Source organism: Klebsiella sp. K4 (genome assembly GCF_014596785.2).
Classification (GTDB): domain Bacteria; phylum Pseudomonadota; class Gammaproteobacteria; order Enterobacterales; family Enterobacteriaceae; genus Klebsiella; species Klebsiella pneumoniae.
This window is the reverse complement of the sequence record NZ_CP115021.1, coordinates 4,775,672-4,802,235: the sequence shown is the minus strand read 5'-3', so window position 1 is coordinate 4,802,235 and position 26,564 is coordinate 4,775,672. Positions and strand designations below refer to the sequence as shown.

The following is a 26,564-nucleotide window of genomic DNA, read 5'->3' as shown; positions in this document are numbered from 1 at the left end:
CTCTCTTCCACCTGAGCGCCGCCGCGTCGTTAGCTTTCGATGATAGTAAATTCCCAAGCCCTGAGGCGCAACGGCTGGCCGACGTATACTGTCTCCCCGCTCAGCAGCGCAGTACCCAGGGTCTCGCTGACAACATCCATCGCCTCGCCGGAGTAATTGAACAGGAAGTGGATATTATTTCCGGCACGGTTACGCATCTTTTTAACCACTAACGGATAGCGATAGGCGGAAGTTCGCGAGTTCAGCGTGAGATCCGCCGTCAGGACATCAAACAGCTGGCTAATCAGGCCCTTCTGCGGCAGAAAGCCAACGTACAGGGCGCGACCCTGACCGTAATCCGCCTCCGTTGCGGCGGCGTATTCGCCCCATGCCGGGTGCTGATAGCGCAGCAGGGTGCGGGTCCCGTCATCGGGCGTCAGCAATTCCATCCACAGCTCAGCCTGATTGTCATTGCGGCAATCAATCTCTGCGCAGCAAGAGCTTACCGTCGTCTCTTCCGGCAGGGTGAACTGGCTGTAGCTGACGCCGCAGCTCTGGCGCAAAACCCCCGGCTGCGCGCTGCTGCGCACCTTGACGTTTTCATCGCTAAAGCCTGATTTAAAGCCGATCAGCGCTCTGCCGCCCCGGGCGATATAGTCGTTAATCCGCGTTAGCAGGCCCTCATCGGCGGCGTACAGACCAGGAACGATCAGCACCCGGTAGCGCGAGGTTTCCTCGTTCACATCGTGGATGATGTCGAGGCTGATATTGTGGTCATACAGCGCATCGTGGAAGCGGCGGAAGATATCGTTATAAATGTTGCCCCTGGCGTCGCCGGGAAGGAAGTGATTGAGAGCGTCCATCGCCTCATTACTTATTAGCAACGCGACGTCATTTTCGGCCTTCAGCTCCGCCAGCTGCGGCGACAGGCGGGCGAAATCGGCGCCGATGGTGGTAGCTTCCTGCCAGGTTGGGTTGCGCGAGAAGTCGTGGCTGAGCAGCCCCTTCCAGTAGGTTTCAAAGGCGTTATGAATCGAATGCCAGTGCCAGTAGGAGACCATGGCGGCGCCGGAGGCGATATGGCTGAATGCCTGCAGGCGTATCTGGCCCGGGAAGGGGGTCCACTGGGCGAAGCCCTGAGCCTGGGTTTCCAGCACGAAGTAGTTCTGGCCCGGCTTAAGCGAGCGGGTGATGGCGCCGCCAAAGGCGATTTCCCGTCCGGTCAGGTGTGCCTGACTCGGGTGATAGATATCGACGCCGGCGATATCCAGCGCCTGCGCCGCCGCAAAATGGTCGACCCGCGGCTGCACGCCGTAAGAGTAACCGCGCCATTCGAAATCGAAGTTGTGGGTGACGAACTGGTGCGGCTGGGCGTATTCCCGAACGATGGCCGCCTGCCAGGCCAGATACTCGGTGACCTGCTGACGCTGATAGCGGGAGAAGGCGCAGGCGAGGCTGGCGTTGATGGTGTTTTCCACCGGCGGAAAATCCTGCCAGCGGTCAATGCGGTTGCTCCAGTAATCCAGGCCGAAATCGTGATTCAGCTGCCGGAGGTCAGGATATTTCTCCTGCAGGCTGCGCACGAAGCCCTCCTGCATATAGCGGCCAATATTGTCGTAATGCTTGGTTTCGTTATCCAGTTGCCAGCCGATAATCGCCGGATGGTGTTGCACATGGGCCATCAGCGTGCGGATAATTTTTTCGGCATAGCGGCGAAAGGTCGGGTTGACGATATCCATGATCTGCCGCGGACCATATTTTTGCTGCCCCGCGACGGTGGTGACCAGAATATCGGGATGTTTCGCCGCCAGCCAGGCCGGGACCGCGTAGGTGGGCGTCCCGACGATGACCGCAATGCCGGCCTCATGCATCGCCTCCAGCACCCGGTCGATATGGTAGAAATTATACTGGCCCTCTTCAGGCTCCAGCGTACTCCAGGTGGACTCGGCAATACGCACCACGTTAATGCCGGTTTCGCGCATTAAGGCGATATCCTTAGCCAGCCGATCTTCCGGCATATATTCATCGTAATACGCCACGCCATAAAATAAATGAGACATACACACTACCTCCTGACATTAATTCGCGGGCACCGGTTGTGAAGAGAAGACACGCGCTTTATCCAGCGTAATAAAAGAAATAAGCGTGAAGCACAGAGCGATACCGCCGAGTACGATATAGCTACTGGTAAAGCCCATGCTCTGGTACATATGGCCGATACCGGTCGAGAGAAAAATAGAGCTAAAGCTTTTCGAAAACTGGAAGCCAATTAAGTAAACGGTCGCTGACAGCAGAGGGTTAAAGTTAGCGGTAATATATTTTAGCGCCGCGACGAGGAGCACCGAGCTTTCAAAGCCGTGGAGGAGTTTAATCAGGCTGATGGATACCGGGCCAATAGCCCATGCGGAGCCGATAATGCGCAAGCTCATAATCAGCCCGCAGTATAACAGCGCATTTTTCGGGCCGATTTTATTCACAAACCATGGCGCAAAGAACATCACGATGGCATCAAGGAAAATTTGACCCGTGGTTAAATAACCGAAGACTTCTGCACCCCGGGCTTTACTCTCAAAGAAATGGCTGTAATAGATAGCGAACTGCTGATCATAGGTTTCATAGACCGCCCCGACGCCAATGACATAGAGGGCGAAGAACCAGAATTTTTTAATTTTTAACAGCGAGACGGCATCGCGGAGGGTAACCGGCGAGGCTTTGCCAGGCAGCAATCCCTGCTGAGGGTGGGCGCTGATCTGCATTTTCCAGACAATCGCCATAAGACAGACGCCTGCGCCGCTGGCCAACCAGAAAATCATATTCTGATCAATGCCGTAGAGTTTTCCTGCCGCAAAGGTACCGATCGCAGCGCCGATGCCACCGAACATCCGCGCCCGACCAAATTCGAAGCCGGAGGCGCGGCTGACTTTATCAATGTAGGCTTCGCAAATCCCGCAGCCGGCGCCGTAGGCCATGCCAATATAAAGGCCGCCAGCCAGCGCGCCGAGGAACACATTTATTTTTAACAGGGGAGCAAAGACATAAATCCAGTAAGGGGCGAATAACGTGATAATAATCGCCAGCATCCACATCAGATTCTTACGATACACCAGTTTATCGGAGATGAAGCCGAATAATGGCTGAACGCAGACGGCGACAATGGCGGTGAAAGAATAAACCAGGCCGACGTCGGTGTAGTTAATACCGATGGTTTCCGTCAACCACAGGGATAAATAAGGGTAGCAGCATCCCCAACCTATAAAGAAGAACAGGAAAAACAGACAGCTGATAAAGTAATTTTTATTTGACGTTATCATGGTAACCCTCGCTTCCTTTATTCAGGAATATGATCGTGTTGATGCGAGCAACGTTACCTTTTTGCGCGTCGGGGAGTCATGAACGTTTCGCTATCGAGCAGGAGTAATCTGCTATCGGCAGAGGGGCGTGAGCCGCTTCACATTCGAGCCATAAAAAAAGGGCGGATGGTCATCCGCCCTTAGGAGAGAGAAAAGATTACGCTCAGGCGTTCTGGCTTTCCGCCGTTTCCGCCTGCTTCGGCACCAGCACCGTTGGCTTGTTATCGATGCGGGTCACCAGCAGCTGGTCGATACGGTAGTTATCGATATCCACGACCTCAAACTTATAGCCGGAGAACTTCACCGCGTCGGTGCGTTTGGGGATTTTACGCAGCATAAACATCATAAAGCCGCCGATGGTCTCGTAATTCCCGGACTGCGGGAACTCGTCGATATCCAGCACGCGCATCACGTCATCAATCGGCGTACCGCCATCGATCAGCCACGAGTTTTCATCGCGGGCGACAATCTGCTCTTCCAGCCCCTGGCCGACGAGGTCGCCCATCAGGGTGGTCATTACGTCGTTGAGAGTGATGATCCCGACCACCAGCGCGTATTCATTCATGATCACCGCGAAGTCTTCCCCGGCGGTTTTGAAGCTTTCCAGCGCTTCCGACAGGGTCAGGGTGTCCGGCACGATCAATGTGTTGCGGATCTGTACGCCGCCGGTCAGCACCAGGCTCTGGTTCGCCAGCACGCGGTTCAGCAGATCTTTTGAATCGACGTAACCGATAATGTGGTCGATATCTTCATTACAGACGAGGAACTTCGAGTGCGGATGTTCGGCCACTTTATTCTTCAGGCTCTGCTCGTCTTCGTGCAAATCAAACCAAATGACGCTTTCACGCGGGGTCATGGAGGAAGGAACGGTGCGGGACTCCAGCTCGAACACGTTCTCAATTAGCTCATGCTCCTGCTTGCGCAGCACCCCGGCCAGCGCGCCGGCCTCGACCACGGCATAGATATCATCGGAAGTGATATCGTCTTTCCGCACCATCGGCAGTTTGAAGATGCGGAAGATCATGTTGGCCATGCCGTTAAACAACCACACCAGCGGGCGGAAGACTAACAGGCAGAAGCGCATCGGGTTGATGATGCGCAGGGCCACTGTTTCGGGCGCAATCATACCGATGCGTTTCGGAGTCAGGTCAGCAAACAGGATGAACAAGCTGGTGACCAGGGTAAAAGAGATGATGAAGCTCAGCTGCTCGGAGAGCTCCGGCGACAAATACCCGCTGAGCAGGCTATGAAACGCCGGTGAGAAAGCCGCGTCGCCCACAATACCGCCAAGAATGGCGACGGCGTTGAGGCCAATCTGCACGACGGTAAAGAAGGTGCCCGGGTTCTCCTGCATCTTCAGCACCCGCTGTGCGTTGACGTTGCCTTCATCGGCCAGCAGTTTCAGTTTGATTTTACGTGAGGCGGCCAGTGAAATTTCCGATATCGAAAAAAACGCACTGACGGCTATCAGACAGAGTATTACTAAAATACTGTTTAACATATCTTTTCTGACCGTTGAGGCCAGATCCTCGGAAGGGAAGTTGATCGAACTATAAGGAAGCTACTTGAACACCCGCCCACAGACGCAGGCGGGCAATTTCAGAGGCTAGTATAGCGTAACAGTCAGCAAAATCGCCAGAGCATTGATTAATCATTGTTAATTACACGGTTATCTCACCACTAGAGGTCGTAGTAAAAGCGTACTTATGCGGACAGGGCGCACCTGGTTATTTTCACCGGAAAACGAGGTGCGGCCAGAGGAAAGTGCCGCCCGGCCGCGGTAATAACGGGCGCGGAGTGGATCACAAAAATACATACGCCAGAATAAAAACCGGGGGAAATGTGTGATGAGAATAGCATTGGTATTTTTAGCGGCTTGACCACCTCACTTCAGTAATAGAATGATAACCGCGTTTGAAAACGATACCGCGAACGATTTCACATTCATTTTTAAAATATTTAAATACCGTCATATTATTTTCCGTTTCATTTAAAAATGATTAATTTTAGGGATAAAATATGCATAAGAAAATAGCTTTGATAGTATGTGTCGCCCTGGGGATACCCGCCGCTGGTCACGCGCTGACTTTCGATGTCAGAGGAGGATATCGGGCGGGAAGTCACTCTTATGAATCTCGCTATAAGGTGAGTCAGGGGTGGCAGAATGGCTGGTGGGCGAGTATGGAGATGGATAATAAAAACAACAAAAATAACCACCAGGGAAAAAATGGCACAGATAAAACGGATGCGTCCCACTCCTTTGGCGACAGTACAGTCGATTATAATGAAATCGAGGTTAACTATAGCTGGCCATTCGCGGAAAAATGGGCCTTGCAGCCAGGCGGTATCTATCACTGGAGCAGTAAAGGCACCCAGCTACGGCCTTATTTTCGTATTAACTATAAAGCGACTCCCGATCTCACCTTTGGACTACGTTATCGCTATGACTACAACACTTACGAAACGGTTAATAGCGTCGGCGAGTCACATCGCGACAGCGTCAACCGCCTGGATTTATATGTTAATTATAAATTTAATGCCCAATGGAGTGCCCTGTATCAAGGCACGGTCTATCGACATGTCAACGATGACTATAAATATAATAATGATAAATCTTCGGCGACAGAAAACGCCGTAACGCTACGCTATAAATGGAATGACTGGTTTAGTCCCTATATCGAATATGATTACCTTGATAAACAGGGTTACCATGATGGCAAAAATAAAATTTCAGAATCACGATATCGTATCGGTATGACGTTTACGCTATAAAATCTCGCCCTGACGAGCAGGAAACAATATCTGCTGACATTTGCTGGAACCATATTGAATACGTTCCCGGCCCTGGCACGCCTTCGGGTCGGGAACGTGCGCCGCTTAGCGATAAGGCCGCGTGGAAGCGCGCGGAATCAGGGTGGGTAAAGAGTAGCGTTGGGGGTTTTCCACATGATGACCTAGCAGCAATTCAACGGCATGGCTGGCAAGCTGATCGAGCGGTGTCTTCACGGAGGTCAAAGGGATCGGCAGGCGACTGACTAACGGAATGTCGTTATAGCCTACCAGTGAAACGTCGCGGCCTATCTCCAGCCCGAGTCGGTGTGCAGCCGCCATCACGCCGATCGCCAGGTCATCATTGACGGCGAAAATGGCGCTGGGGCGCGCCGGACTATTCAGGATTTCATAACCGGCGTTTTCACCGGCCACAATGGTAAAGTCGGAATCTCGCCACCATTGCGGATTCACCTCGGCCTGCGCTTCCTGCATGGCACGCAAAAATCCTTTTTGCCGGTTTAAGGTGCTCGATGAAAAATTGGGGCCGGCAATAATACCGATTTCCCGATGACCGAGATCCAGTAAGTGGCGGGTTGCCAGATAGCCTCCCAGTTCGTCATCACCAATAGCGGATGGGCTGATACCGTCGGTACGCAGCGCCAGAACATGGTTGATCTGTTTCTCCCGCAATTGCTGAGGCAGGCGGTCATCCAGGCGACAGGTGGAGAGGATCAGGCCATCGACCCGGCGATCCAGCAAAGATTGTGTGGCGCGCTCTTCCGTGTCTGGATCGTTGCCGCAGGTTGCCACCACCGTGAAATAGCCCTGACGCGCGGCGGCCTGAGAGACCGCTTCATAGAACATCGCCGTGACGGTATCGGTCAATCTCGGGACCAGAACGCCTATCGTGCCCGTATCGCCACGGCGCAAACTGGACGCCACGTAGTCACGTCGGTAGCCCAACTGCTTCGCCGCTTCCCGTATTTTTTCAGCCGAAGGGCTGCGGGACGGGGGGAGACGTTCATCCAGCACGCGCGAAACAGTTGAAACACTCACGCCGGCGGCGCGAGCCACATCCTGCATCGTAATGGTTCTTCCATTGTGCTCTTGAGATGATTGATTTCCCATGACCGATTTCCTGTTTAAATTCAGTTGCGATTGTATTCGTAGTTATTTCTTCCACGCAACTTAAATGGCGTAGAGGAGCGCCAGACGCAATGTGGGAAATAGATCACGTAATGTAACTTGATAAATGTTTAACCCGCCCATTTTTGTGATTCCAATTGCATTTATTAGCGGAGTCCCCTTGATCTTGTGAAGTAAAGGGAAGACATTTCAATTCACTTGCAATCGTTCCTGCAATCGATTTCAAGAAAGAGAGTTTATCATCTTTATCTGTTGAAATTTGTAAGGAGTTAACATGAAAGCACTTGATTTGCGTGGAATTGTTCCAGCACCGGTTACCCCTTTCACCCGCGATGGACGTATCGATCATAAAGCCATCAAACGTTTAGGTTCCTGGCTGGGTAGCGTAAAAGGCGTGAAAGGCTTGGTGGTTCTGGGACATGCCGGGGAGGGCACCTTCCTGACTCAGCAGGAACAGGCTGACGTTATCCGTAGTTTTGTTGACTCAACCGACGGCCGTGTACCGGTCATCGCCGGGATTACTGGCGAAGGGACGGAAGTGGCGGCGCTGGAAGCGCAGCGCGCCGTGGAAGCCGGGGCCTCCGCAGGTCTGCTATATCCTTCACACGGTTGGCTGCGTTTTGGCTACCAAAAAGGGGCGCCTCAGGATCGTTATCGCGTGGTATATGAAGAGAGTGGATTGCCTCTTATTCTTTTCCAGTATCCGGATGTCACTAAAGCCACTTATAACCTTGAAACGATGCTGGATATTTCCGCGCAACCGGGGGTCTTTGCGATGAAAAATGGGGTGCGTAATATGCGCCGCTGGGATACGGAAATTCCGGTTATTCGTCGCGAACGCCCTGATTTACAGATCCTCAGCTGTCATGATGAATACCTGCTGCATACCGCCTTCGATATTGATGGTTTCCTGGTGGGATATGGCAATATTGCCCCTGAACTCCTGCTGGAACTGCTGGAGGCCGGTAAAGCGCAGGATTATGTGAAGGCCAAAGCGGTTCACGACCGTCTGCTGCCGGTTACTAAGGCCGTTTATCACCGCGGCTCGCATATGGAAGGTACCGTGGCGTTGAAACATGCTCTGGTTGAACGTGGCATTCTGGAACACGCTACCGTTCGGTCACCTCTGTTGCCGCTGGAACCGGGCGCAGAAGAAGAGATCAAAGCGGCTATCCGTGCCGCAGGCATTAAAAAAGCGGTTATTTAATTTATTATTTGAATACCAAGCCCGTATTCATTATGAATACGGGTTGGTTTTAATAAGGATAGTCAGGTTTTATTCAGTATATCAGTGTGGCCGTATAATATTTTATAAAGATACTATAATGAGGCTGTCATGAGTAATTTAGAAAAAACATCTACCGCTGTACCCGCACAAATAGAAAGACTTCCCTTCTCTCAATTAATTCGCCGCATCGGTCCGGGGATTGTGCTTACCGGAGTCGTGATTGGCCCCGGCGCTATTACCACCGCGTCGATGTTAGGGGCGGACTATGGCTATTCCCTACTATGGCTGCTGATCCCCATTGCCTTTATGGGGATCACGTTTATGTTGACGACCTATCGTATCTCCATGCTCACCGGGATGCCGTCAATAGAGGCGATACGTCACTATTACGGTAAAGTCGCCGCGGGGTTTGTAGGCGTGGCCACTTTTTTAGCCTGTCTTTTTTTTACCATGGGGAATATCTCGGGTACCGGGGCCGGCATGAACCTTGTTTTCGGCATTGACTGGAAGCTCGGTGCGTTAATTATGATTGCAGTGATGATCTATTGCTATTTCTCTAAAGGCGTTTATTCCAAAGTCGAAAAAGGGATCACTATTTGTATTGTGGCAATGATTATCGCCTTTTATATCACACTGGTGGGAACGGGGGGGCCAGACTGGAAAGCCAGCGGGGAAGGATTAACGCATTGGATCTTTCCTGCGGGGAGTTTAGTCACCGCGCTGGGCTTTATCAGTACCAATGCCTCCCTGACGACCGGGATCTACGGTACTTACCTTGGCAAAGAGAAAAAATGGAAAAAAGATGATCTCTTTAATGGCGTGATGGTGGCGGATACCGTAGCCCATATTATCGGTGTGCTGCTGATCAGTGGGGCTATTATTCTGGTAGGGGCGATTGTGCTTTTTCCTCAAGGAATATCAATCAATACGCCGACGCAGTTGGCTGATTTATTAACGCCAAGCATGGGACGCGCGGCAAAATACATTATGGGGATCGCATTATTGGGCGCGGGTTTCTCATCTTTACTGGGGAATACTCAGCGTGGGGTTGTCCTGCTTAACTCGGGGTTCAATAAATCTACTGCGCTGGAGAGTAAAGCGGTCCAGTGGGGATCCATGGTAGTGCTGGTGATTGCGGGGTTAATCTGTTTTAGCTTCGGCGGATCTCCGGTGCAGTTAATTTACTTAGCGAATGTCGCAACGGCGGTGTCGACGCCTGTCGCGGGTCTGTTTATCTGCCTGCTGCTGTGGCGAAAGGATATTAATAAAGGATATAAGACGCCAAGGTTATTACAAATATGTATGGCGGTCAGCTATCTCTTTTGTTTGTTACTCACTCTCGTCGCCCTGATTAACACCTTACCTAAATTTATGTCCTCTCTTTCTTCCATGTTTTGAGGTGGGGTATGACTAATGCCATCCTGTTAGGCGAAGGCTTCACCCTGATGTTTCTCGGCATGGGCTTTGTGCTGGTGTTCCTGCTGCTGCTCATCTTTGCCATCCGGGGAATGTCCCTCGCCGTCAAGCGCCTGTTTCCCGAGCCGCCTGCCGCCCCCAAACCGGCGCCGGCCGCCGTCGCGCCCGCCGACGATTTCGCCCGCCTGAAGCCGGCGATTGTCGCCGCCATTCACCACCATCGCCGTCTTCACCCTTAATTCACGGAGGAATTCATGACCGTTGCCATTACCGATGTCGTCCTGCGCGACGCCCACCAGTCCCTGTTCGCCACCCGTCTGCGTCTCGACGATATGCTGCCCGTTGCCGCTCAGCTGGACGACGTCGGCTACCGCTCCCTTGAGTGCTGGGGCGGCGCCACCTTTGATGCCTGCATCCGCTTTCTCGGCGAGGACCCGTGGGTCCGCCTGCGCGAGCTGAAAAAGACGATGCCCAAGACCCCGCTGCAGATGCTGCTCCGCGGCCAGAACCTGCTCGGCTACCGCCACTACGCCGACGACGTGGTGGAGCGCTTCGTGGAGCGCGCCGTCAAAAACGGCATGGACGTCTTCCGCGTCTTCGATGCCATGAACGACCCGCGCAACATGCAGGCCGCCCTGCAGGCGGTCCGCCGCCACGGCGCCCACGCCCAGGGTACGCTTTCGTACACCACCAGCCCGGCCCACACCCTGCAGACCTGGCTCGACCTCACCGAACAGCTGCTGGAGACCGGCGTTGACTCCGTCGCCATCAAGGACATGTCCGGCATCCTCACCCCGCATGCCGCCTTTGAGCTGGTCAGTGAAATCAAGAAGCGCTATGACGTCACCCTGCACCTGCACTGCCACGCCACCACCGGGATGGCGGAGATGGCCCTGCTGAAGGCCATTGAAGCCGGGGTCGACGGCGTCGATACCGCCATCTCCTCGATGAGCGCCACCTATGGCCACCCGGCCACCGAGGCGCTGGTCGCCACCCTCGCTGGCACGCCCTACGACACCGGCCTCAATATCCACAGGCTGGAGAGCATCGCGGCCTACTTCCGCGAGGTGCGTAAGAAGTACCACGCCTTCGAAGGCCAGCTGAAGGGCACCGACAGCCGTATCCTCGTCGCCCAGGTGCCGGGCGGGATGCTCACCAACCTCGAAAGCCAGCTGAAGCAGCAGAGCGCCGCCCACCGTCTGGATGAAGTGCTGGCGGAAATCCCCCGCGTGCGCGAGGACCTCGGCTTCATCCCGCTGGTGACCCCGACCTCGCAGATTGTCGGCACCCAGGCGGTGCTCAACGTGCTGGGCGGCGAGCGCTACAAAACCATCGCGAAGGAGACCGCCGGTATCCTGAAGGGCGAGTACGGCCGCACCCCGGCCCCGGTGAACGCCGCCCTGCAGGCGCGGGTGCTCGACGGCGCCGACCCGGTGACCTGCCGCCCGGCCGACCTGCTGAAGCCGGAGCTGGCGCAGCTGGAAGCGGATGTGAAACGCCAGGCGCAGGAGAAGGGCATCACGCTTGCCGAAAACGCCATCGACGACGTGCTCACCGTGGCGCTGTTCCCGCAGCCCGGCCTGAAGTTCCTCGAAAACCGCCACAACCCGGCGGCCTTTGAGCCGGTACCGCAGGCGGAAGCCGCGCAGCCAGTGGCAAAAGCAGAAAAACCTGCCGCCTCCGGCGTCTACACCGTGGAGGTGGAAGGCAAAGCCTTTGTGGTCAAGGTCAGCGACGGCGGCGACGTCAGCCAGCTGACGGCGGCCACCCCGTCTTCCGCACCGGTTCAGGCTGCCGCCCCGGCCGGCGCCGGCACCCCGGTGACCGCCCCGCTGGCGGGCACCATCTGGAAGGTGCTGGCCAGCGAAGGCCAGACGGTGGCCGCAGGCGAGGTGCTGCTGATTCTGGAAGCCATGAAGATGGAAACCGAAATCCGCGCCGCGCAGGCCGGGACCGTGCGCGGTATCGCGGTGAAAGCCGGCGACGCGGTGGCGGTCGGCGACACCCTGATGACTCTGGCGTAAGGACGAGGAGCGGAAATGGAAAGTCTGAACGCCCTGATTCAGGGCATGGGGCTGATGCACCTCGGCGCCGGCCAGGCCATCATGCTGCTGGTCAACCTGCTGCTGCTCTGGCTGGCGATTGCGAAGAAGTTCGAGCCGTTACTGCTGCTGCCGATTGGCTTCGGCGGCCTGCTCTCCAATATCCCGGAGGCCGGGCTGGCGCTCACCGCCCTGGAGAGCCTGCTGGCTCACCACGACCCGGCGCAGCTGGCGGTGATTGCCGCGAAGCTCCACTGCGCGCCGGACGTCCACGCCATTAAGGCGGCGCTGGCCCTGGCCCTGCCGTCGGTACAGGGGCAGATGGAGAGCCTCGCGGTGGACATGAGCTACTCCGCCGGGGTGCTGGCCATCTTCTATAAGGTGGCGATTGGCTCGGGCATCGCGCCGCTGGTCATCTTTATGGGCGTCGGGGCGATGACCGATTTCGGCCCGCTGCTGGCTAACCCGCGCACCCTGCTGCTGGGGGCGGCGGCGCAGTTCGGGATCTTCGCCACCGTGCTCGGGGCGCTGACGCTGAACTACTTCGGCATCATCAGCTTCACCCTGCCGCAGGCGGCGGCCATCGGCATCATCGGCGGCGCCGACGGCCCGACGGCGATTTACCTGTCGGGCAAGCTGGCGCCGGAGCTGCTGGGGGCCATCGCGGTGGCGGCCTACTCCTATATGGCGCTGGTGCCGCTGATCCAGCCGCCGATCATGAAGGCGCTGACCACGGATAAGGAGCGGAAGATCCGCATGGTGCAGCTGCGCACGGTGAGTAAGCGGGAGAAGATCCTCTTCCCGGCGGTGCTGTTGCTGCTGGTGGCGCTCCTGCTGCCGGACGCCGCGCCGCTGCTTGGGATGTTCTGCTTCGGCAACCTGATGCGCGAGAGCGGCGTGGTGGAGCGGCTGAGCGATACGGTGCAGAACGCGCTGATCAACATCGTCACCATCTTCCTCGGGCTGTCGGTGGGGGCCAAGCTGGTGGCGGACAAGTTCCTGCAGCCGCAGACGCTGGGGATCCTGGTGCTGGGGGTGATCGCCTTCTGCGTGGGGACCGCCGCCGGGGTGCTGATGGCGAAGCTGATGAACGTGTTCAGCCGGCACAAAATCAACCCGCTAATCGGCTCGGCGGGGGTGTCGGCGGTGCCGATGGCGGCGCGGGTGTCGAACAAGGTGGGTCTGGAAGCGGACGGGCAGAACTTCCTGCTGATGCACGCCATGGGCCCGAACGTGGCGGGGGTGATCGGCTCGGCGATCGCCGCCGGGGTGATGCTCAAGTACGTGCTGGCGATGTAACAGAGGAATAAGACAATGGAAGAAACCGTATTACTGGATATCCAAAGAATACAGACCTCCGAACAGAGCAATATTATTCTCAGGTCGATACGGGCGATTGATTTAGTGAATCACCTGACACCGGCGCTAGGCATCATTGAGAGCCTCAGCGAACAGTACAATGTGCAGAAAATATTAGTGACTTGTCTTTATGCCGGACAGCAGCTTGCCATGGACCGGCGGATAGTATTGCCGCTATTACCCGAGTCGCTCTATTTGTTGGGTGGGGTGGTGATGGCCGCTGGAAAGGCAGTGGAAAAAAGAGAGACTCTTACTCACAACCGCCTGTGCGAAGAGGCGGGAAAGCTGCTTAAAGATGATGCGGCCTGGGAGAGCTTTGATGTGATAAGAAGCATTGCTCTGCCGGTTTACCGCCGGCTGGTTAAAGAGCAGCGTACCCACGTCGCCTCTTTATTACAGGCTCTGCTGCATATCCTTGCCTGGCGTAGTGAAAGCGCATGGGCGCGTGACCAGGCGCAAAGAATGCTCTGGGCAGGGGGCGTATTCGGGCGGGGTGGGATAGATTCGCTGATCGCCTTTGACCACGCGTTGGCAGAAAAAGAGATAACATTCCCGTCTCTGCGTGAGTTGTTAACCGTGACGGCATTTCTGGCCCACTTCCCTGCGGGCCCGGTCTTTTCTGATTAATACGCGCTCGCGGCCAGACGATGCGCGCTTACTGAGGCGGCAGGCAGACGCCAATGCCGCCGATGCCGCAATAGCCGTGCGGGTTTTTATACAGATACTGCTGGTGATCGTCCTCGGCATAGTAGAACGGTTTGGCGGTGGCGATCTCGGTGGTGATGTGACGGGTATCGTGCGCGTCGTTCATCGCCGCCTGGAAGCGCGCGAGGCTGGCCTTTGCCGCCTCCGTCTGTTCCGGGGTCAGCGGGTAAATCGCCGAGCGGTACTGGGTGCCGTGGTCGTTACCCTGCCGCATACCCTGCGCCGGGTCGTGATTTTCCCAGAACACCTGCAATAACTGCTCATAGCTAATCACCTGCGGATCATAAACCACGCGTACCGCTTCCGCGTGACCGGTCTGGCCGCTGCATACTTCGCGATAGGTCGGATTGGGCGTATAGCCGCCAGTGTAACCTGCGGCGGTGCTGTAAATCCCCGGCAATTGCCAGAACAGGCGCTCAACTCCCCAGAAGCAGCCCATGGCGAACAGCGCCACTTCCATCCCCGCCGGGACGTTGGTCATCGAGTGGCCGTTAACTGCGTGGAGCGTCGCCACTGGCATGGGGGTATTGCGTCCAGGCAGCGCATCCGCCTGGGCGACAAGATGCGTTTTATCAAATAGACTCACGGTTGGCCTCTCAATACAGAAATCGTCGTTAAGGTTGTAACGAAGCGTGTCTTTTAACACAATAAATACGCGTAATACGTCTAGATTAATACATAAGAATTATTTGGGTTATTGCCACTTTTTCAACCCTATGTTGTTAGGGTTTTGTTAAGCCGTGGAGCGGCGCCAGTGTTTCCTGTAGAGGAAACAGGGATATTCAGGAGAAAATGTGCTAAAAATCCGCCAGTTATGTGTCACCAGCCTTTTGCTGGTCAGCGGGGTCGCCAGCGCAGCGAATGTGCGTTTGCAGGTTGAGGGATTATCCGGGGAGCTGGAGAAAAACGTTCGCGCCCAGCTTTCCACCATCCAGAGCGATGAAGTCACGCCGGATCGTCGCTTTCGCGCGCGCGTCGATGACGCCATTCGCGAAGGTCTGAAAGCGCTGGGTTATTACGAGCCGACGATTGAATTTGATTTGCGTCCGCCGCCGAAAAGGGGACGTCAGGTGCTGCTCGCCAAAGTGACCCCGGGAGAACCGGTGCGCATTGGCGGAACCGAGGTGATTCTGCGCGGCGGCGCCCGCACCGATAGCGACTACCTGGCGCTGCTGAAAACGCGCCCGGCCATCGGGACGGTGCTCAATCACGGGGATTACGACGGCTTCAAGAGCTCGCTGACCCGCGTCGCCCTGCGCAAAGGCTACTTTGACAGCGAGTTTCTTAAGAGCCAGCTCGGGGTCTCCCTCGACCGTCATCAGGCGTTTTGGGATATCGATTACGACAGCGGCGAACGCTATCGCTTTGGCCACGTCACTTTCTCTGGCTCGCAAATCCGCGATGAATACCTGCAAAACCTCGTGCCGTTTAAAGAGGGCGACTACTACACCTCACAGGACCTGGCCGAGCTAAACCGCCGCCTGGCGGCGACCGGCTGGTTCAGTTCGGTGGTGGTGGCGCCTGATTTTGCTAAGTCGCGGAAAACCAAGGTGCTGCCTCTGCAGGGCGTTGTCTCGCCTCGCAAAGAGAACACCGTGGAAACCGGGGTCGGCTATTCCACAGACGTCGGTCCGCGGGTGAAAGCCACGTGGAAAAAACCATGGGTCAACTCGTATGGTCACAGCCTGACCTCCAGCGTCAGCCTCTCCGCCCCGGAGCAGCAGTTCGACTTTACCTATAAAGTCCCACTGCTGAAGAGCCCCCTTGAACAGTATTATCTGATGCAGGGCGGTTTTAAGCGTACCGACCTCAATGATACCCAGGCCGACTCTACCACCCTGGGTGTCTCGCGTTTCTGGGAGATGTCGAGCGGCTGGCAGCGAGCGATTAACCTGCGCTGGAGCCTGGATCACTTTACCCAGGCGAACGTCACCAACACCACCATGCTGATTTATCCTGGGGTCTCGGTGAACCGCACTCGCTCCCGCGGCGGCCTGATGCCTACCTGGGGCGATTCCCAGCGCTACTCGGTGGATTACTCCAACACCATGTGGGGCTCGGACATCAACTTCATCGTTATGCAGGCCCAGGACGTCTGGATCCGTACCCTCTATGACCGCCACCGCTTTGTGGTGCGCGGCAACCTTGGCTGGATCGAAGCGGACAACTTTGACAAGGTGCCGCCAGATCTGCGTTTTTTCGCCGGGGGCGATCGCAGTATTCGCGGCTATAAATACAAATCTATCTCGCCGAAGGACGATGACGGCAAGCTGATCGGGGCCTCGAAGCTGGCGACCGGCTCGCTGGAGTATCAGTACAACGTCAGTGGTAAATGGTGGGGCGCCGTGTTTGTCGATAGCGGCGAAGCGGTCAGCGATATTCGCGAGAGCGATTTCAAAACCGGCGCCGGGGTAGGCGTGCGCTGGCAGTCGCCGGTGGGGCCGATCAAGCTGGATATCGCCCGGCCGATCGGCGACAAAGAAGAGCATGGTTTACAGTTTTACATCGGTCTGGGGCCTGAATTATGAGTTTATGGAAGAAGATAAGCCTCGGCGTCTTAATCGTGTTGGTGCTCCTGCTGGGAACCGTCGGGTTCCTGGTGGGGACCACCACCGGCTTGCATCTGGTGTTCAAGGCGGCGGATCGCTGGGTACCGGGGCTGGAAATCGGCAAAGTCACCGGTGGCTGGCGTGATTTAACCCTCGATAATGTCCGTTACGAGCAGCCCGGGGTGGCGGTCACCGCCGGTCAGTTTCACCTCAGCGTCAGGTTGCGCTGCCTTTGGGACAGCAGCCTGTGCGTAAACGACATCGCGCTGCGCGATATTTACGTCGCCGTCGATACCAAGAAGATGCCGCCCTCAGCGCCGGTCGAGGAAGAGGACAGCGGGCCGCTGAATCTCTCCACTCCTTATCCGATCACCCTCAGCCGCGTCGCGCTGCATAACGTCAACGTCAAAATCGATGATACCGCGGTCTCCGTACGCGACTTTTCCACCGGCCTGAACTGGCAGGAGAAAAATCTGACCCTGACGCCGACCTCGCTGCAGGGGCTGCTGATCGCCCTGCCTAAGGTGGCGAAAGTGGCGCAGGAGCAGGTGGTTGAGCCGAAAATTGACAACCCGCAGCCGCAGGAAAAACCGCTTGGCGAGACGATGACCGACCTCTTCTCGCAGCCGGTGCTGCCGGCGATGACCGATGTCCATCTGCCGCTGAACCTCAATATTCAGGCGTTCCGCGGCGAGCAGCTGCGCCTGACCGGCGATACCGATATCACCGTGTATAACCTGCTGCTGAAAGTCAGCAGTATCGACGGCCAGATGAAGCTCGACGCCCTTGATATCGACTCCGATCAGGGCAAGGTTAGCGCCTCGGGCAGCGCGCAGCTGCAGGATAACTGGCCGGTGGACATTACCCTCGCCGGAACCCTGAACGTCGACCCAATGAAAGGGGAGAAGGTGCAGCTGAAGGTGGGCGGCGAAGTGCGTAAAACGCTCAAAGTCGGAGTGGACTTAAGCGGGCCGGTCGCGGCCACGCTGCGCGCGGATGCGCAGCTGGCGGAGGTAGGGCTGCCGCTCAATATGGAGCTGAAGAGTAAGCAGCTCGCCTGGCCGTTCAGCGGCGAGAAGCAGTTTCAGGCCGACGATGTCCAGCTGAAGTTCAGCGGCAAAATGACCGACTATGCGCTGGCCTTCTCCACCGCGGTGAAAGGTCAATCGCTGCCGCCGGCGAAAATCGCCCTCAACGCCAAAGGCAATGAACGGCAGATCAATCTCGACAAGCTGACGGTCAATGCCCTGGAAGGGAAAACCGAGCTGAAGGCGCTGCTCGACTGGCAGCAGGCGATCAGCTGGCGCGGCGAGCTGACCCTCGACGGCATCAACACCGCCAAAGAGGTGCCGGACTGGCCGTCAAAGCTTAACGGCCGGATCAAGACCCAGGGCAGCCTGTACGGCGGCAGCTGGCAGATGTCGGTGCCGGAGCTGAAAATTACCGGCAACGTGAAGCAGAACAAAGTGGATGTGGCGGGCTCGCTGCAGGGTAACAGCTATCTGCAGTGGAAAATCCCGGGACTGCATCTGGCGTTAGGCCCGAACAGCGCTGATATCAAAGGCGAGCTGGGGGTGAAGGATCTTAATCTCGACGCCACCATCGATGCGCCGCACCTGGATAATGCGCTGCCGGGGCTCGGCGGGACGGCGAAGGGCTTGGTAAAAGTGCGCGGCACTGTCGATGCGCCGCAGCTGCTGGCCGACATCACCGCCCGGGCGCTGCGCTGGCAGGAGCTGACCATCGCCCAGGTCAACGTCAAAGGGGATGTGAAATCCACCGATCAGATTGGCGGTAACCTGGACGTGCGGGTGGATCGCATCAGCCAGCCGGGGGTCAATATCAGCCTGGTGCAGCTCAATGCCAAAGGTACAGAGAAACAGCATGAGCTGCGGCTACGCGTGCAGGGCGATCCGGTTTCCGGCCAGCTGGCGCTGGCAGGCAGCTTCGATCGTCAGGCCGAACGCTGGAAGGGCTCGCTGAGCGATACCCGCTTCCAGACGCCGGTGGGGCCGGTAGCGCTGACGCGCAGCATTGCGCTGGACTATCGCAATCTGGAGCAGAAAATCAGCATCGGGCCACACTGCTGGACCAACCCGAACGCCGAGCTCTGCGTGCCTGAAACCATTGACGCGGGCGCCAGCGGACGGGCGCGGTTGAATCTCAACCGCTTCGATCTGGCGATGCTCAAGCCGTTTATGCCGGAGGCGACCCAGGCCAGCGGCGTGTTTACTGGTAATGCCGATGTGAGCTGGGACACCACCAAAGAGGGACTGCCGCAGGGCAAAGTGACCCTCAGCGGGCGCAACGTCAAGGTGACCCAGGTCGTCAACGACGCGCCGTTGCCGGTGGCGTTCGATACGCTGAACCTCAGCGCCGACCTGCACAACAATCGCGCCGAGCTGGGCTGGCTTATCCGCCTGACCAACAATGGTCAACTGGATGGGCAAGTGCAGGTTACCGACCCGCAGGGGCGGCGTAACCTCGGCGGCAACGTCAATATCAGCAACTTCTCGCTGGCGATGATCAACCCGATTTTCGCTCGTGGTGAAAAGGCAGAGGGAAGGCTCAACGCCCGTCTGCGTCTGGGCGGCAATGTGAAAAGTCCGCAGCTGTTCGGCCAGATGCAGCTGAGCGGGGTGGATATCGACGGCAACTTTATGCCGTTTGATATGCAGCCGAGCCAGCTGGCGATGAACTTCAACGGCACGCGCTCGACCCTGCAGGGGACGGTGAACACCCGCCAGGGGCAAATCGCCCTCAGCGGTAACGCCGACTGGACGCAGATCGATAACTGGCGGGCGCAAATTGCGGCGAAAGGCAGCCGGGTGCGGATCACGGTGCCGCCGATGGTGCGTCTCGATGTATCGCCGGATGTGGTGTTTACCGCCACGCCAAGCCTGTTCAATCTCGACGGCAAAGTGGATGTGCCCTGGGCGCGGATCGTGGTCAACGAGGTGCCGGAGAGCGCGGTCGGCGTCTCCTCTGATGAAGTGATGCTGGATAAAAACCTCAAGCCGATTAAGCAGCAGAGCGCCAGCATCCCGATCAACAGCAACCTGACCATTCACGTCGGCAACAACGTTCGTCTGGAAGCCTTCGGCCTGAAAGCGCGTCTGACCGGTGATTTGAAAGTGGCGCAGGACAAGCAGGGGCTGGGCCTCAACGGGCAGATTAATATTCCTGACGGCCGTTTCCACGCCTATGGTCAGGACTTGATTGTCCGCAAAGGGGAGCTGCTGTTCTCCGGTCCGCCGGATCAGCCGTTGCTGAATATCGAAGCGATTCGTAACCCGGATGCCACCGAAGACGATGTGATCGCCGGCGTTCGCGTCACCGGCTCCGCCGATCAGCCGAAAGCGGAGATCTTCTCTGATCCGGTTATGTCCCAGCAGGAAGCGCTGTCTTATCTGCTGCGCGGCCAGGGTTTGAGTAGTGGTCAGAGCGATAGCGCCGCGATGACCTCAATGCTTATTGGTATGGGGGTTGCACAAAGTGGTCAGGTTGTGGGTAAAATCGGCGAGACGTTTGGCGTAAGCAACTTGGCGTTGGACACCGAAGGGGTAGGCGATTCTTCCCAGGTGGTGGTCAGCGGCTATGTACTGCCGGGTCTGCAGGTAAAATACGGGGTCGGTATCTTCGATTCCCTGGCGACGCTGACTTTACGTTATCGCCTGATGCCTAAGCTATATGTGGAAGCGGTGTCTGGCATCGACCAGGCGCTCGATTTGCTCTATCAGTTTGAGTTTTAGCAATGCGAATATTTGTTTACGGCAGTTTACGACGCAAACAAGGCAACAGCCACTGGATGACCAACGCCCAGTGGCTGGGCGCTCATAGTGTCGACGATTATCAGCTGTACAGCCTGGGCCACTATCCAGGCGCGGTGCCCGGCGAAGGCACAGTACATGGTGAAGTTTATCGTATTGATGCATCGACGCTGGCCGAACTGGATGCGCTGCGCACCAAGGGGGGCGAGTATGCGCGCCACCTGATTCAGACGCCTTACGGCAGCGCATGGATGTATGTCTATCAACGTTCCGTTGAGGGTTGTACGTTGATAGCGAACGGCAACTGGTTGGATCGCGACCAGTATTAACCACGACAGCGCCACCTTCGGGTGGCGTTGTTTTTTCCTGCGCCCACCTTCTTACCAGAGCGGAAGATAATCCTTCACCATCCACTTCACGGAAGCCAGCATCGTCAGCGCGAGCAATAGCTACGGGCGCCAGGATGCAAAGGCTGATTGATCGTCAGGTGGTCAAAAAGCGAGGGGTCGTTAAAATAGCGTTTTTCGGTATAAAAGACATGGTCGCCGGCGATAAGGCGCAGATACCCCTGTTTTTCACAGGCGGCGGTCGTGAAGCCAGAAAAGTTAAGGGTGAAATAGCGAACGCTTTTCACGGGACACCCTCCATGGTGTTATCGCGGCTATCCGTGCCGCAATCAGGCAGGGGATGACCCTGCCTGAGACAGAATTACTTCTGCTTAGCGCGCTCGAAAGAGGCAACGATTTCGGCTTTCGCCGCTTCCGCGTTGTCCCAACCGTCGACTTTAACCCACTTGCCTTTTTCCAGATCTTTGTAGTGCTCAAAGAAATGAGTGATCTGGGCTTTCAGCAGTTCCGGCAGGTCGTTCACATCGTTGATGTGATCGTATTCTTTGCTCAGCTTGGTGTGCGGTACGGCAACCAGTTTCGCATCTTCACCAGATTCGTCGGTCATCTTCAGAACGCCAACCGGACGGCAGCGGATCACGGAGCCCGGCTGCAGCGGGTACGGAGTCGGGACCAGCACGTCAACCGGGTCGCCGTCCAGGGACAGGGTGTGGTTGATGTAGCCGTAGTTGCACGGATAGAACATTGCCGTGGACATGAAACGGTCAACGAACAGTGCACCGCTCTCTTTGTCGACTTCGTATTTGATAGGATCTGCGTTCGCCGGGATTTCGATCACGACGTAGATGTCTTCCGGCAGATCTTTGCCCGCAGGTACGTTGAGTAAGCTCATGTCTGTTTCCTTTAAAATGTATGGCAAACAAGTGCTCGGTATTATAGCCAACTCACATCGAAAGTCTTCGCTTCTTTTTCCCGATATCGCCGCAGAGTGCTCCGAATTTTTCGCGTAATAATGACATGAAAATCCATAAACATAGCCACATCATGAATAAATTTATGTAACCGTTTTCATTGCATGTGATTGATTTATCATACTGCTTAAAAAAACGTCATAAACCGCAACAGCCGCGCTCCCTGTGAAGCCTTATCGGCTCTCCGCTGGGCAGTAGGGCCGACATTAACATCTCATTTACTTTTTTGAAGTGTGATGTAACGCATTCAGTTACATCACCGATTGTCTATAGTTTGTCCGCAGGTGAGACTTTAACCAACAATAACCCTACGAGGATACCCTTATGTGGAAGCGCTTACTTCTTGTCACAGCAGTTTCCGCAGCTATGTCGTCTATGGCGATAGCTGCCCCGCTAACCGTAGGTTTTTCGCAGGTCGGTTCTGAATCCGGCTGGCGTGCGGCGGAAACCAGCGTCGCGAAAGAGGAGGCCGCCAAGCGCGGTATCACCCTGAAGATCGCTGATGGTCAGCAAAAACAGGAAAACCAGATCAAAGCAGTGCGTTCCTTTATTGCTCAAGGGGTCGACGCGATCTTCATTGCGCCGGTGGTGGCCACCGGCTGGGAACCGGTGCTGAAAGAGGCGAAAGAGGCCAAGATCCCGGTTTTCCTCCTCGACCGTTCCATTGATGTTAAAGATAAAGATCTCTACATGACCACCGTGACCGCCAACAACGTGCTGGAAGGCCAGCTGATTGGCGACTGGCTGGTGAAAACCGTCGACGGTAAGCCGTGTAACGTCGTTGAACTGCAGGGCACCGTTGGGGCCAGCGTGGCCATCGATCGTAAGAAAGGCTTCGCCGACGCGATTGCCAAAGCGTCGAATATCAAAATTATCCGCTCCCAGTCCGGCGACTTCACCCGCAGTAAAGGGAAAGAGGTCATGGAGAGCTTTATCAAAGCTGAGAATAACGGCAAAAACATCTGCATGGTGTTCGCTCATAACGACGATATGGCCATCGGCGCTATCCAGGCCATTAAAGAAGCTGGCCTGAAGCCGGGCAAAGATATTCTGACCGGCTCCATCGACGGCGTGCCGGATATCTATAAAGCGATGATCGCCGGAGAAGCCAACGCCAGCGTCGAGCTGACGCCAAATATGGCCGGCCCGGCGTTCGATGCGCTGGAGAAATACAAAAAAGACGGCACCCTGCCGGAGAAGCTGACCATTACCAAATCGACGCTGTACCTGCCGGATACGGCGAAAGAAGAGTTAGAGAAGAAGAAAAATATGGGCTACTGAGTGGGGAGCCCCTCATTCCATCCCTCTCCCCGGTGGGAGAGGGTAAAAAGCAGCGTTCCAGAAACCCCGGGAAGCCCAGCGCGACCCGGGGTAACCTGACATCATTTGAAGGTGACATCGATTATGAGCGCCGAGGCACACCAGGAGATCCTTCGCACCGAAGGACTTAGTAAATTCTTCCCCGGCGTTAAGGCGCTGGATAACGTCAACTTTAGCCTGCGGCGCGGCGAAATCATGGCCCTGTTGGGCGAAAACGGCGCCGGAAAATCGACGCTGATCAAAGCGCTGACCGGCGTTTACCATGCCGATCGCGGCACTATCTGGCTGGAAGGCCAGGCTATTTCGCCCAAAAATACCGCCCATGCCCAGCAGCTGGGGATCGGCACCGTCTACCAGGAAGTGAACCTGCTGCCTAATATGTCGGTGGCGGATAACCTGTTCATCGGCCGTGAACCGCGGCGGTTTGGTCTGCTGCGACGTAAAGAGATGGAGGCCAGGGCGACGGCGCTGATGGCCTCCTACGGCTTTTCCCTCGACGTGCGCGAGCCGCTGAACCGCTTTTCGGTGGCGATGCAGCAGATCGTCGCTATCTGTCGGGCCATCGACCTGTCGGCCAAGGTGCTGATCCTCGACGAGCCCACCGCCAGCCTCGATACCCAGGAGGTGGAGATGCTGTTCACCCTGATGCGCCAGCTCAGGGATAACGGCGTCAGCCTGATCTTCGTCACCCATTTTCTCGACCAGGTCTATGCGGTCAGCGACCGCATCACCGTGCTGCGTAACGGCAGCTTCGTCGGCTGCCGCGAGACCCGCGAGCTGCCGCAGATTGAGCTGGTGAAAATGATGCTGGGTCGCGAACTGGACCATAATGCCCTGCAGCGGGCGGGCCGTACCCTGCTGAGCGATAAACCGGTAGCGGCGTTTGAAGGCTACGGTAAAAAAGGAACCATCGCCCCGTTCGACCTGCAGGTCCGCCCGGGAGAAATTGTAGGCCTCGCCGGCCTGCTGGGTTCCGGACGCACGGAAACCGCCGAGGTGATCTTCGGCATTAAAACGGCGGACAGCGGGAAGGCGTGGATCAAAGGCAAACCGCAGACCCTGCGCTCCCCGCATCAGGCTTCCTGCCTCGGGATCGGCTTCTGTCCTGAAGATCGCAAAACCGACGGCATTATCGCCGCCGCTTCGGTGCGGGAAAATATCGTTCTGGCCCTGCAGGCGCAGCGCGGCTGGCTGCGGCCGATCCCCCGGCGTGAACAGAACGAGATCGCCGAGCGCTTTATTCGCCAGCTGGGGATCCGTACCCCGAGCGCCGAGCAGCCGATCGAGTTTCTCTCCGGCGGCAACCAGCAGAAGGTGCTGCTCTCCCGCTGGCTGCTGACCAAACCGCAGTTCCTGATCCTCGATGAGCCGACCCGCGGCATCGACGTCGGCGCCCATGCGGAAATTATTCGCCTGATTGAAACCCTCTGCGCCGATGGCCTGGCGCTGCTGGTTATCTCTTCTGAACTGGAGGAGCTGGTGGGTTACGCCGATCGGGTCATTATCCTGCGCGATCGCCGACAGGTGGCGGAGATCCCGCTCGCCGAGCTCTCTGTTCCGGCGATCATGAACGCTATTGCGGCATAAGGAGTAACCCATGATGCCTCGATCTCTTTCGCAAACCGGCCCGGAGAAGCGACGCTTCACCTGGCCGAAGGGCACCCCGCAGATTATTGCCCTGCTGCTGGTTCTGCTGGTAGACAGCCTGGTGGCGCCCCATTTTTATCAGGTGGTGCTCCAGGATGGCCGCCTGTTTGGCAGCCCGATCGATATTCTCAACCGCGCCGCGCCGGTGGCGCTGCTGGCGATTGGCATGACGCTGGTGATCGCCACCGGCGGCATCGACCTGTCGGTAGGGGCGGTGATGGCGATTGCCGGCGCGACGGCCGCTTCGATGACCGTCGCCGGGCACAGCCTGCCGGTGGTGCTGCTGGCCGCGCTGGCCGCGGGCGCGCTGGCCGGATTGTGGAACGGCATCCTCGTGGCGGTCCTTAAGATCCAGCCCTTTGTGGCGACGCTGATCCTGATGGTGGCCGGGCGCGGGGTGGCGCAGTTGATCACCGCCGGGCAGATCGTCACCTTTGATTCCCCGGCCCTGGCGTGGCTCGGCAGCGGATCGTTTCTGCTGTTTCCGACGCCGGTGATCGTCGCCGCCGCTACGCTGCTGCTGTTCTGGCTGTTTACCCGTAAAACGGCGCTGGGCATGTTTATTGAGGCGGTAGGGATCAACATCCGCGCGGCGAAAAACGCCGGCGTCAATACCCGCATCGTGGTGATGCTGGCCTATGTCCTGAGCGGCGTCTGCGCGGCGATCGCCGGGATCATCGTGGCGGCGGACATTCGCGGCGCGGATGCCAATAACGCCGGGCTATGGCTTGAGCTGGACGCCATTCTGGCGGTGGTCATCGGCGGCGCCTCGCTGATGGGCGGGCGCTTTAACCTGCTGCTCTCGGTGGTGGGGGCGCTGATTATCCAGGGAATGAACACCGGGATTTTGCTCTCCGGCTTCCCGCCGGAGCTCAACCAGGTGGTGAAAGCGGTGGTGGTGCTGTGCGTACTGATTGTCCAGTCGCCGCGCTTTATCGGTTTACTGAAAGGGGTACGCGGCCATGATAAAACGTAATTTACCATTGATGATCACCCTTGCGGTGTTTGTGCTGGGCTACCTCTACTGCCTGACTCAGTTCCCCGGTTTTGCCTCAACGCGGGTGATCTGCAATATCCTGACGGATAACGCCTTCCTCGGGATCATCGCCGTGGGCATGACCTTCGTGATCCTCTCCGGCGGGATCGATCTGTCGGTGGGGTCGGTGATCGCCTTTACCGGCGTCTTCCTCGCCAAAGCGATTGGCTTTTGGGGAATCTCGCCGCTGGTGGCCTTTCCGCTGGTGCTGGTGATGGGCTGCGCCTTCGGCGCGTTTATGGGGCTGCTGATTGACGCCCTGAAGATCCCGGCCTTTATCATCACCCTCGCCGGCATGTTCTTCCTGCGCGGCGTGAGCTATCTGGTGTCAGAGGAGTCGATTCCGATTAACCACCCAGTGTACGACACCCTGTCCGGGCTGGCATGGACCATTCCCGGCGGCGGTCGTCTCAGCGCCATGGGACTGCTGATGCTGCTGGTGGTGGTGGCCGGTATTTTTGTCGCCCATCGCACCCGCTTTGGCAACCAGGTGTATGCCATCGGCGGCAACGCCACGTCGGCGAATCTGATGGGGATTTCGACTCGCAGCGCCACGATCCGTATCTATATGCTCTCCACCGGACTGGCGACGCTGGCTGGGATCGTCTTTTCCATTTATACCCAGGCGGGCTATGCGCTGGCGGGCGTCGGCGTCGAGCTGGATGCGATTGCCTCGGTGGTGATCGGCGGTACGCTGCTCAGCGGTGGCGTCGGTACCGTGCTGGGAACGCTGTTCGGGGTGGCGATCCAGGGGCTGATTCAGACCTATATCAACTTCGACGGCACCCTCAGCTCATGGTGGACGAAAATCGCCATCGGCATTTTGCTGTTTATCTTTATCGCGCTGCAGCGTGGGCTGACCGTGCTGTGGGAAAATCGGCAAAATGCGGCGGTGACGCGGGTGAGCGGGGCGGGGAGTCGCTAAGA

20 protein-coding genes and 1 pseudogene are annotated in these 26,564 nt (G+C 57.1%); 14 read left to right on the top strand and 7 right to left on the bottom strand.

Annotated features, from left to right (window positions below; all coding sequences use genetic code 11):
* Positions 1–29: 29 nt before the first annotated feature.
* From IB144_RS23660 to IB144_RS23650, 3 genes are all read right to left on the bottom strand, one after another.
* Positions 30–2,039, bottom strand: coding sequence for a beta-galactosidase (locus tag IB144_RS23660; RefSeq protein ID WP_065888530.1), 2,010 nt, complete (start codon positions 2,037–2,039; stop codon positions 30–32).
* A gap of 18 nt (positions 2,040–2,057) precedes the next feature.
* Positions 2,058–3,290, bottom strand: a complete 1,233-nt coding sequence (locus IB144_RS23655) for an oligosaccharide MFS transporter (protein WP_065888529.1) — start codon at positions 3,288–3,290, stop codon at positions 2,058–2,060.
* A gap of 202 nt (positions 3,291–3,492) precedes the next feature.
* Positions 3,493–4,830 carry a hemolysin family protein gene (locus IB144_RS23650; RefSeq protein WP_002886718.1) on the bottom strand — a complete coding sequence of 446 codons (1,338 nt, stop codon included), beginning with the start codon at positions 4,828–4,830 and terminating at the stop codon, positions 3,493–3,495.
* A gap of 518 nt (positions 4,831–5,348) precedes the next feature.
* Here IB144_RS23650 and IB144_RS23645 point away from each other — a divergent pair.
* Complete coding sequence (locus IB144_RS23645) at positions 5,349–6,101, top strand: oligogalacturonate-specific porin KdgM family protein (RefSeq protein ID WP_023158563.1); 753 nt, start codon at positions 5,349–5,351, stop codon at positions 6,099–6,101.
* A gap of 105 nt (positions 6,102–6,206) precedes the next feature.
* Here the strand turns inward: IB144_RS23645 and IB144_RS23640 are convergent, their stop codons facing one another.
* The gene (locus tag IB144_RS23640; protein ID WP_032418155.1) at positions 6,207–7,229 is read right to left on the bottom strand and encodes a LacI family DNA-binding transcriptional regulator; all 1,023 of its coding nucleotides are present in this window, start codon (positions 7,227–7,229) and stop codon (positions 6,207–6,209) included.
* A gap of 292 nt (positions 7,230–7,521) precedes the next feature.
* Here IB144_RS23640 and IB144_RS23635 point away from each other — a divergent pair, with 292 nt between their 5' ends.
* The 6 genes from IB144_RS23635 to IB144_RS23610 all read left to right on the top strand — a co-directional run bounded on the left by IB144_RS23635 (position 7,522) and on the right by IB144_RS23610 (position 13,919).
* Positions 7,522–8,454 carry a dihydrodipicolinate synthase family protein gene (locus IB144_RS23635; protein ID WP_032418154.1) on the top strand — a complete coding sequence of 311 codons (933 nt, stop codon included), beginning with the start codon at positions 7,522–7,524 and terminating at the stop codon, positions 8,452–8,454.
* A 129-nt stretch (positions 8,455–8,583) separates the two neighbouring features.
* Positions 8,584–9,873, top strand: a complete 1,290-nt coding sequence (locus tag IB144_RS23630) for an Nramp family divalent metal transporter (RefSeq protein WP_032418153.1) — start codon at positions 8,584–8,586, stop codon at positions 9,871–9,873.
* An 8-nt stretch (positions 9,874–9,881) separates the two neighbouring features.
* Positions 9,882–10,130, top strand: coding sequence for an oxaloacetate decarboxylase subunit gamma (locus tag IB144_RS23625; RefSeq protein ID WP_188200930.1), 249 nt, complete (start codon positions 9,882–9,884; stop codon positions 10,128–10,130).
* A gap of 15 nt (positions 10,131–10,145) precedes the next feature.
* Positions 10,146–11,915 (top strand): sodium-extruding oxaloacetate decarboxylase subunit alpha, encoded by a 1,770-nt coding sequence (oadA, locus tag IB144_RS23620; RefSeq protein ID WP_134894628.1) that lies wholly within the window; start codon positions 10,146–10,148, stop codon positions 11,913–11,915.
* Between the two features lie 15 nt (positions 11,916–11,930).
* Complete coding sequence (locus IB144_RS23615) at positions 11,931–13,232, top strand: oxaloacetate decarboxylase subunit beta (RefSeq protein ID WP_134894627.1); 1,302 nt, start codon at positions 11,931–11,933, stop codon at positions 13,230–13,232.
* 15 nt (positions 13,233–13,247) lie between these two features.
* Positions 13,248–13,919: a hypothetical protein gene (locus IB144_RS23610; protein ID WP_023159538.1), complete on the top strand. Its 672-nt coding sequence runs from the start codon at positions 13,248–13,250 to the stop codon at positions 13,917–13,919.
* 28 nt (positions 13,920–13,947) lie between these two features.
* Here IB144_RS23610 and msrA read toward each other — a convergent pair whose 3' ends face one another.
* Complete coding sequence (gene msrA, locus IB144_RS23605) at positions 13,948–14,583, bottom strand: peptide-methionine (S)-S-oxide reductase MsrA (protein ID WP_065888778.1); 636 nt, start codon at positions 14,581–14,583, stop codon at positions 13,948–13,950.
* A 208-nt stretch (positions 14,584–14,791) separates the two neighbouring features.
* Here msrA and tamA point away from each other — a divergent pair, with 208 nt between their 5' ends.
* From tamA to IB144_RS23590, 3 genes are read left to right on the top strand one after another with little or no spacing between them, the layout of a single operon-like run.
* A complete protein-coding gene (gene tamA, locus IB144_RS23600; protein ID WP_065888777.1) occupies positions 14,792–16,525 on the top strand; it encodes an autotransporter assembly complex protein TamA in 1,734 nt (577 codons plus the stop codon).
* The gene (gene tamB / locus IB144_RS23595) at positions 16,522–20,298 is read left to right on the top strand and encodes an autotransporter assembly complex protein TamB (protein WP_102016905.1); all 3,777 of its coding nucleotides are present in this window, start codon (positions 16,522–16,524) and stop codon (positions 20,296–20,298) included. The genes tamA and tamB overlap by 4 nt, the downstream gene beginning before the upstream one ends.
* 2 nt (positions 20,299–20,300) lie before the next feature.
* Positions 20,301–20,645 (top strand): gamma-glutamylcyclotransferase, encoded by a 345-nt coding sequence (locus IB144_RS23590; RefSeq protein ID WP_002886724.1) that lies wholly within the window; start codon positions 20,301–20,303, stop codon positions 20,643–20,645.
* 134 nt (positions 20,646–20,779) lie between these two features.
* On the opposite strand, the pseudogene IB144_RS23585 reads toward IB144_RS23590, so the two are convergent.
* Positions 20,780–20,950: pseudogene (locus IB144_RS23585) on the bottom strand (hypothetical protein); the annotation flags it as partial.
* 74 nt (positions 20,951–21,024) lie between these two features.
* Positions 21,025–21,555, bottom strand: a complete 531-nt coding sequence (gene ppa, locus IB144_RS23580) for an inorganic diphosphatase (protein ID WP_002886766.1) — start codon at positions 21,553–21,555, stop codon at positions 21,025–21,027.
* Between the two features lie 403 nt (positions 21,556–21,958).
* On the opposite strand from ppa, the gene ytfQ reads away from it, so the two are divergent.
* From ytfQ to yjfF, 4 genes are all read left to right on the top strand, one after another.
* Entirely contained in the window at positions 21,959–22,915 is a 957-nt protein-coding gene (gene ytfQ / locus IB144_RS23575; protein ID WP_002886769.1) for a galactofuranose ABC transporter, galactofuranose-binding protein YtfQ, read from the top strand.
* A gap of 123 nt (positions 22,916–23,038) precedes the next feature.
* Entirely contained in the window at positions 23,039–24,541 is a 1,503-nt protein-coding gene (ytfR, locus tag IB144_RS23570; protein WP_002886772.1) for a galactofuranose ABC transporter, ATP-binding protein YtfR, read from the top strand.
* Positions 24,542–24,551: 10 nt separating this feature from the next.
* A complete protein-coding gene (gene ytfT, locus IB144_RS23565) occupies positions 24,552–25,577 on the top strand; it encodes a galactofuranose ABC transporter, ATP-binding protein YtfT (protein ID WP_004152011.1) in 1,026 nt (341 codons plus the stop codon).
* Positions 25,564–26,562 carry a galactofuranose ABC transporter, permease protein YjfF gene (gene yjfF, locus IB144_RS23560; RefSeq protein ID WP_002886825.1) on the top strand — a complete coding sequence of 333 codons (999 nt, stop codon included), beginning with the start codon at positions 25,564–25,566 and terminating at the stop codon, positions 26,560–26,562. The genes ytfT and yjfF overlap by 14 nt, the downstream gene beginning before the upstream one ends.
* Positions 26,563–26,564 lie beyond the last annotated feature (2 nt).

Excerpts from the sequence above, each read along its gene's own strand:
- ytfQ (WP_002886769.1), top strand. The coding sequence starts at position 21,959 with ATGTGGAAGCGCTTACTTCTTGTCACAGCAGTTTCCGCAGCTATGTCG.
- IB144_RS23650 (WP_002886718.1), bottom strand. The coding sequence starts at position 4,830 with ATGTTAAACAGTATTTTAGTAATACTCTGTCTGATAGCCGTCAGTGCG.
- ppa (WP_002886766.1), bottom strand. The coding sequence starts at position 21,555 with ATGAGCTTACTCAACGTACCTGCGGGCAAAGATCTGCCGGAAGACATC.
- IB144_RS23660 (WP_065888530.1), bottom strand. The coding sequence starts at position 2,039 with ATGTCTCATTTATTTTATGGCGTGGCGTATTACGATGAATATATGCCG.
- IB144_RS23610 (WP_023159538.1), top strand. The coding sequence starts at position 13,248 with ATGGAAGAAACCGTATTACTGGATATCCAAAGAATACAGACCTCCGAA.
- IB144_RS23645 (WP_023158563.1), top strand. The coding sequence starts at position 5,349 with ATGCATAAGAAAATAGCTTTGATAGTATGTGTCGCCCTGGGGATACCC.
- yjfF (WP_002886825.1), top strand. The coding sequence starts at position 25,564 with ATGATAAAACGTAATTTACCATTGATGATCACCCTTGCGGTGTTTGTG.
- IB144_RS23655 (WP_065888529.1), bottom strand. The coding sequence starts at position 3,290 with ATGATAACGTCAAATAAAAATTACTTTATCAGCTGTCTGTTTTTCCTG.
- IB144_RS23630 (WP_032418153.1), top strand. The coding sequence starts at position 8,584 with ATGAGTAATTTAGAAAAAACATCTACCGCTGTACCCGCACAAATAGAA.
- ytfT (WP_004152011.1), top strand. The coding sequence starts at position 24,552 with ATGATGCCTCGATCTCTTTCGCAAACCGGCCCGGAGAAGCGACGCTTC.
- IB144_RS23640 (WP_032418155.1), bottom strand. The coding sequence starts at position 7,229 with ATGGGAAATCAATCATCTCAAGAGCACAATGGAAGAACCATTACGATG.
- IB144_RS23625 (WP_188200930.1), top strand. The coding sequence starts at position 9,882 with ATGACTAATGCCATCCTGTTAGGCGAAGGCTTCACCCTGATGTTTCTC.
- IB144_RS23590 (WP_002886724.1), top strand. The coding sequence starts at position 20,301 with ATGCGAATATTTGTTTACGGCAGTTTACGACGCAAACAAGGCAACAGC.
- tamB (WP_102016905.1), top strand. The coding sequence starts at position 16,522 with ATGAGTTTATGGAAGAAGATAAGCCTCGGCGTCTTAATCGTGTTGGTG.
- IB144_RS23615 (WP_134894627.1), top strand. The coding sequence starts at position 11,931 with ATGGAAAGTCTGAACGCCCTGATTCAGGGCATGGGGCTGATGCACCTC.
- ytfR (WP_002886772.1), top strand. The coding sequence starts at position 23,039 with ATGAGCGCCGAGGCACACCAGGAGATCCTTCGCACCGAAGGACTTAGT.
- IB144_RS23635 (WP_032418154.1), top strand. The coding sequence starts at position 7,522 with ATGAAAGCACTTGATTTGCGTGGAATTGTTCCAGCACCGGTTACCCCT.
- oadA (WP_134894628.1), top strand. The coding sequence starts at position 10,146 with ATGACCGTTGCCATTACCGATGTCGTCCTGCGCGACGCCCACCAGTCC.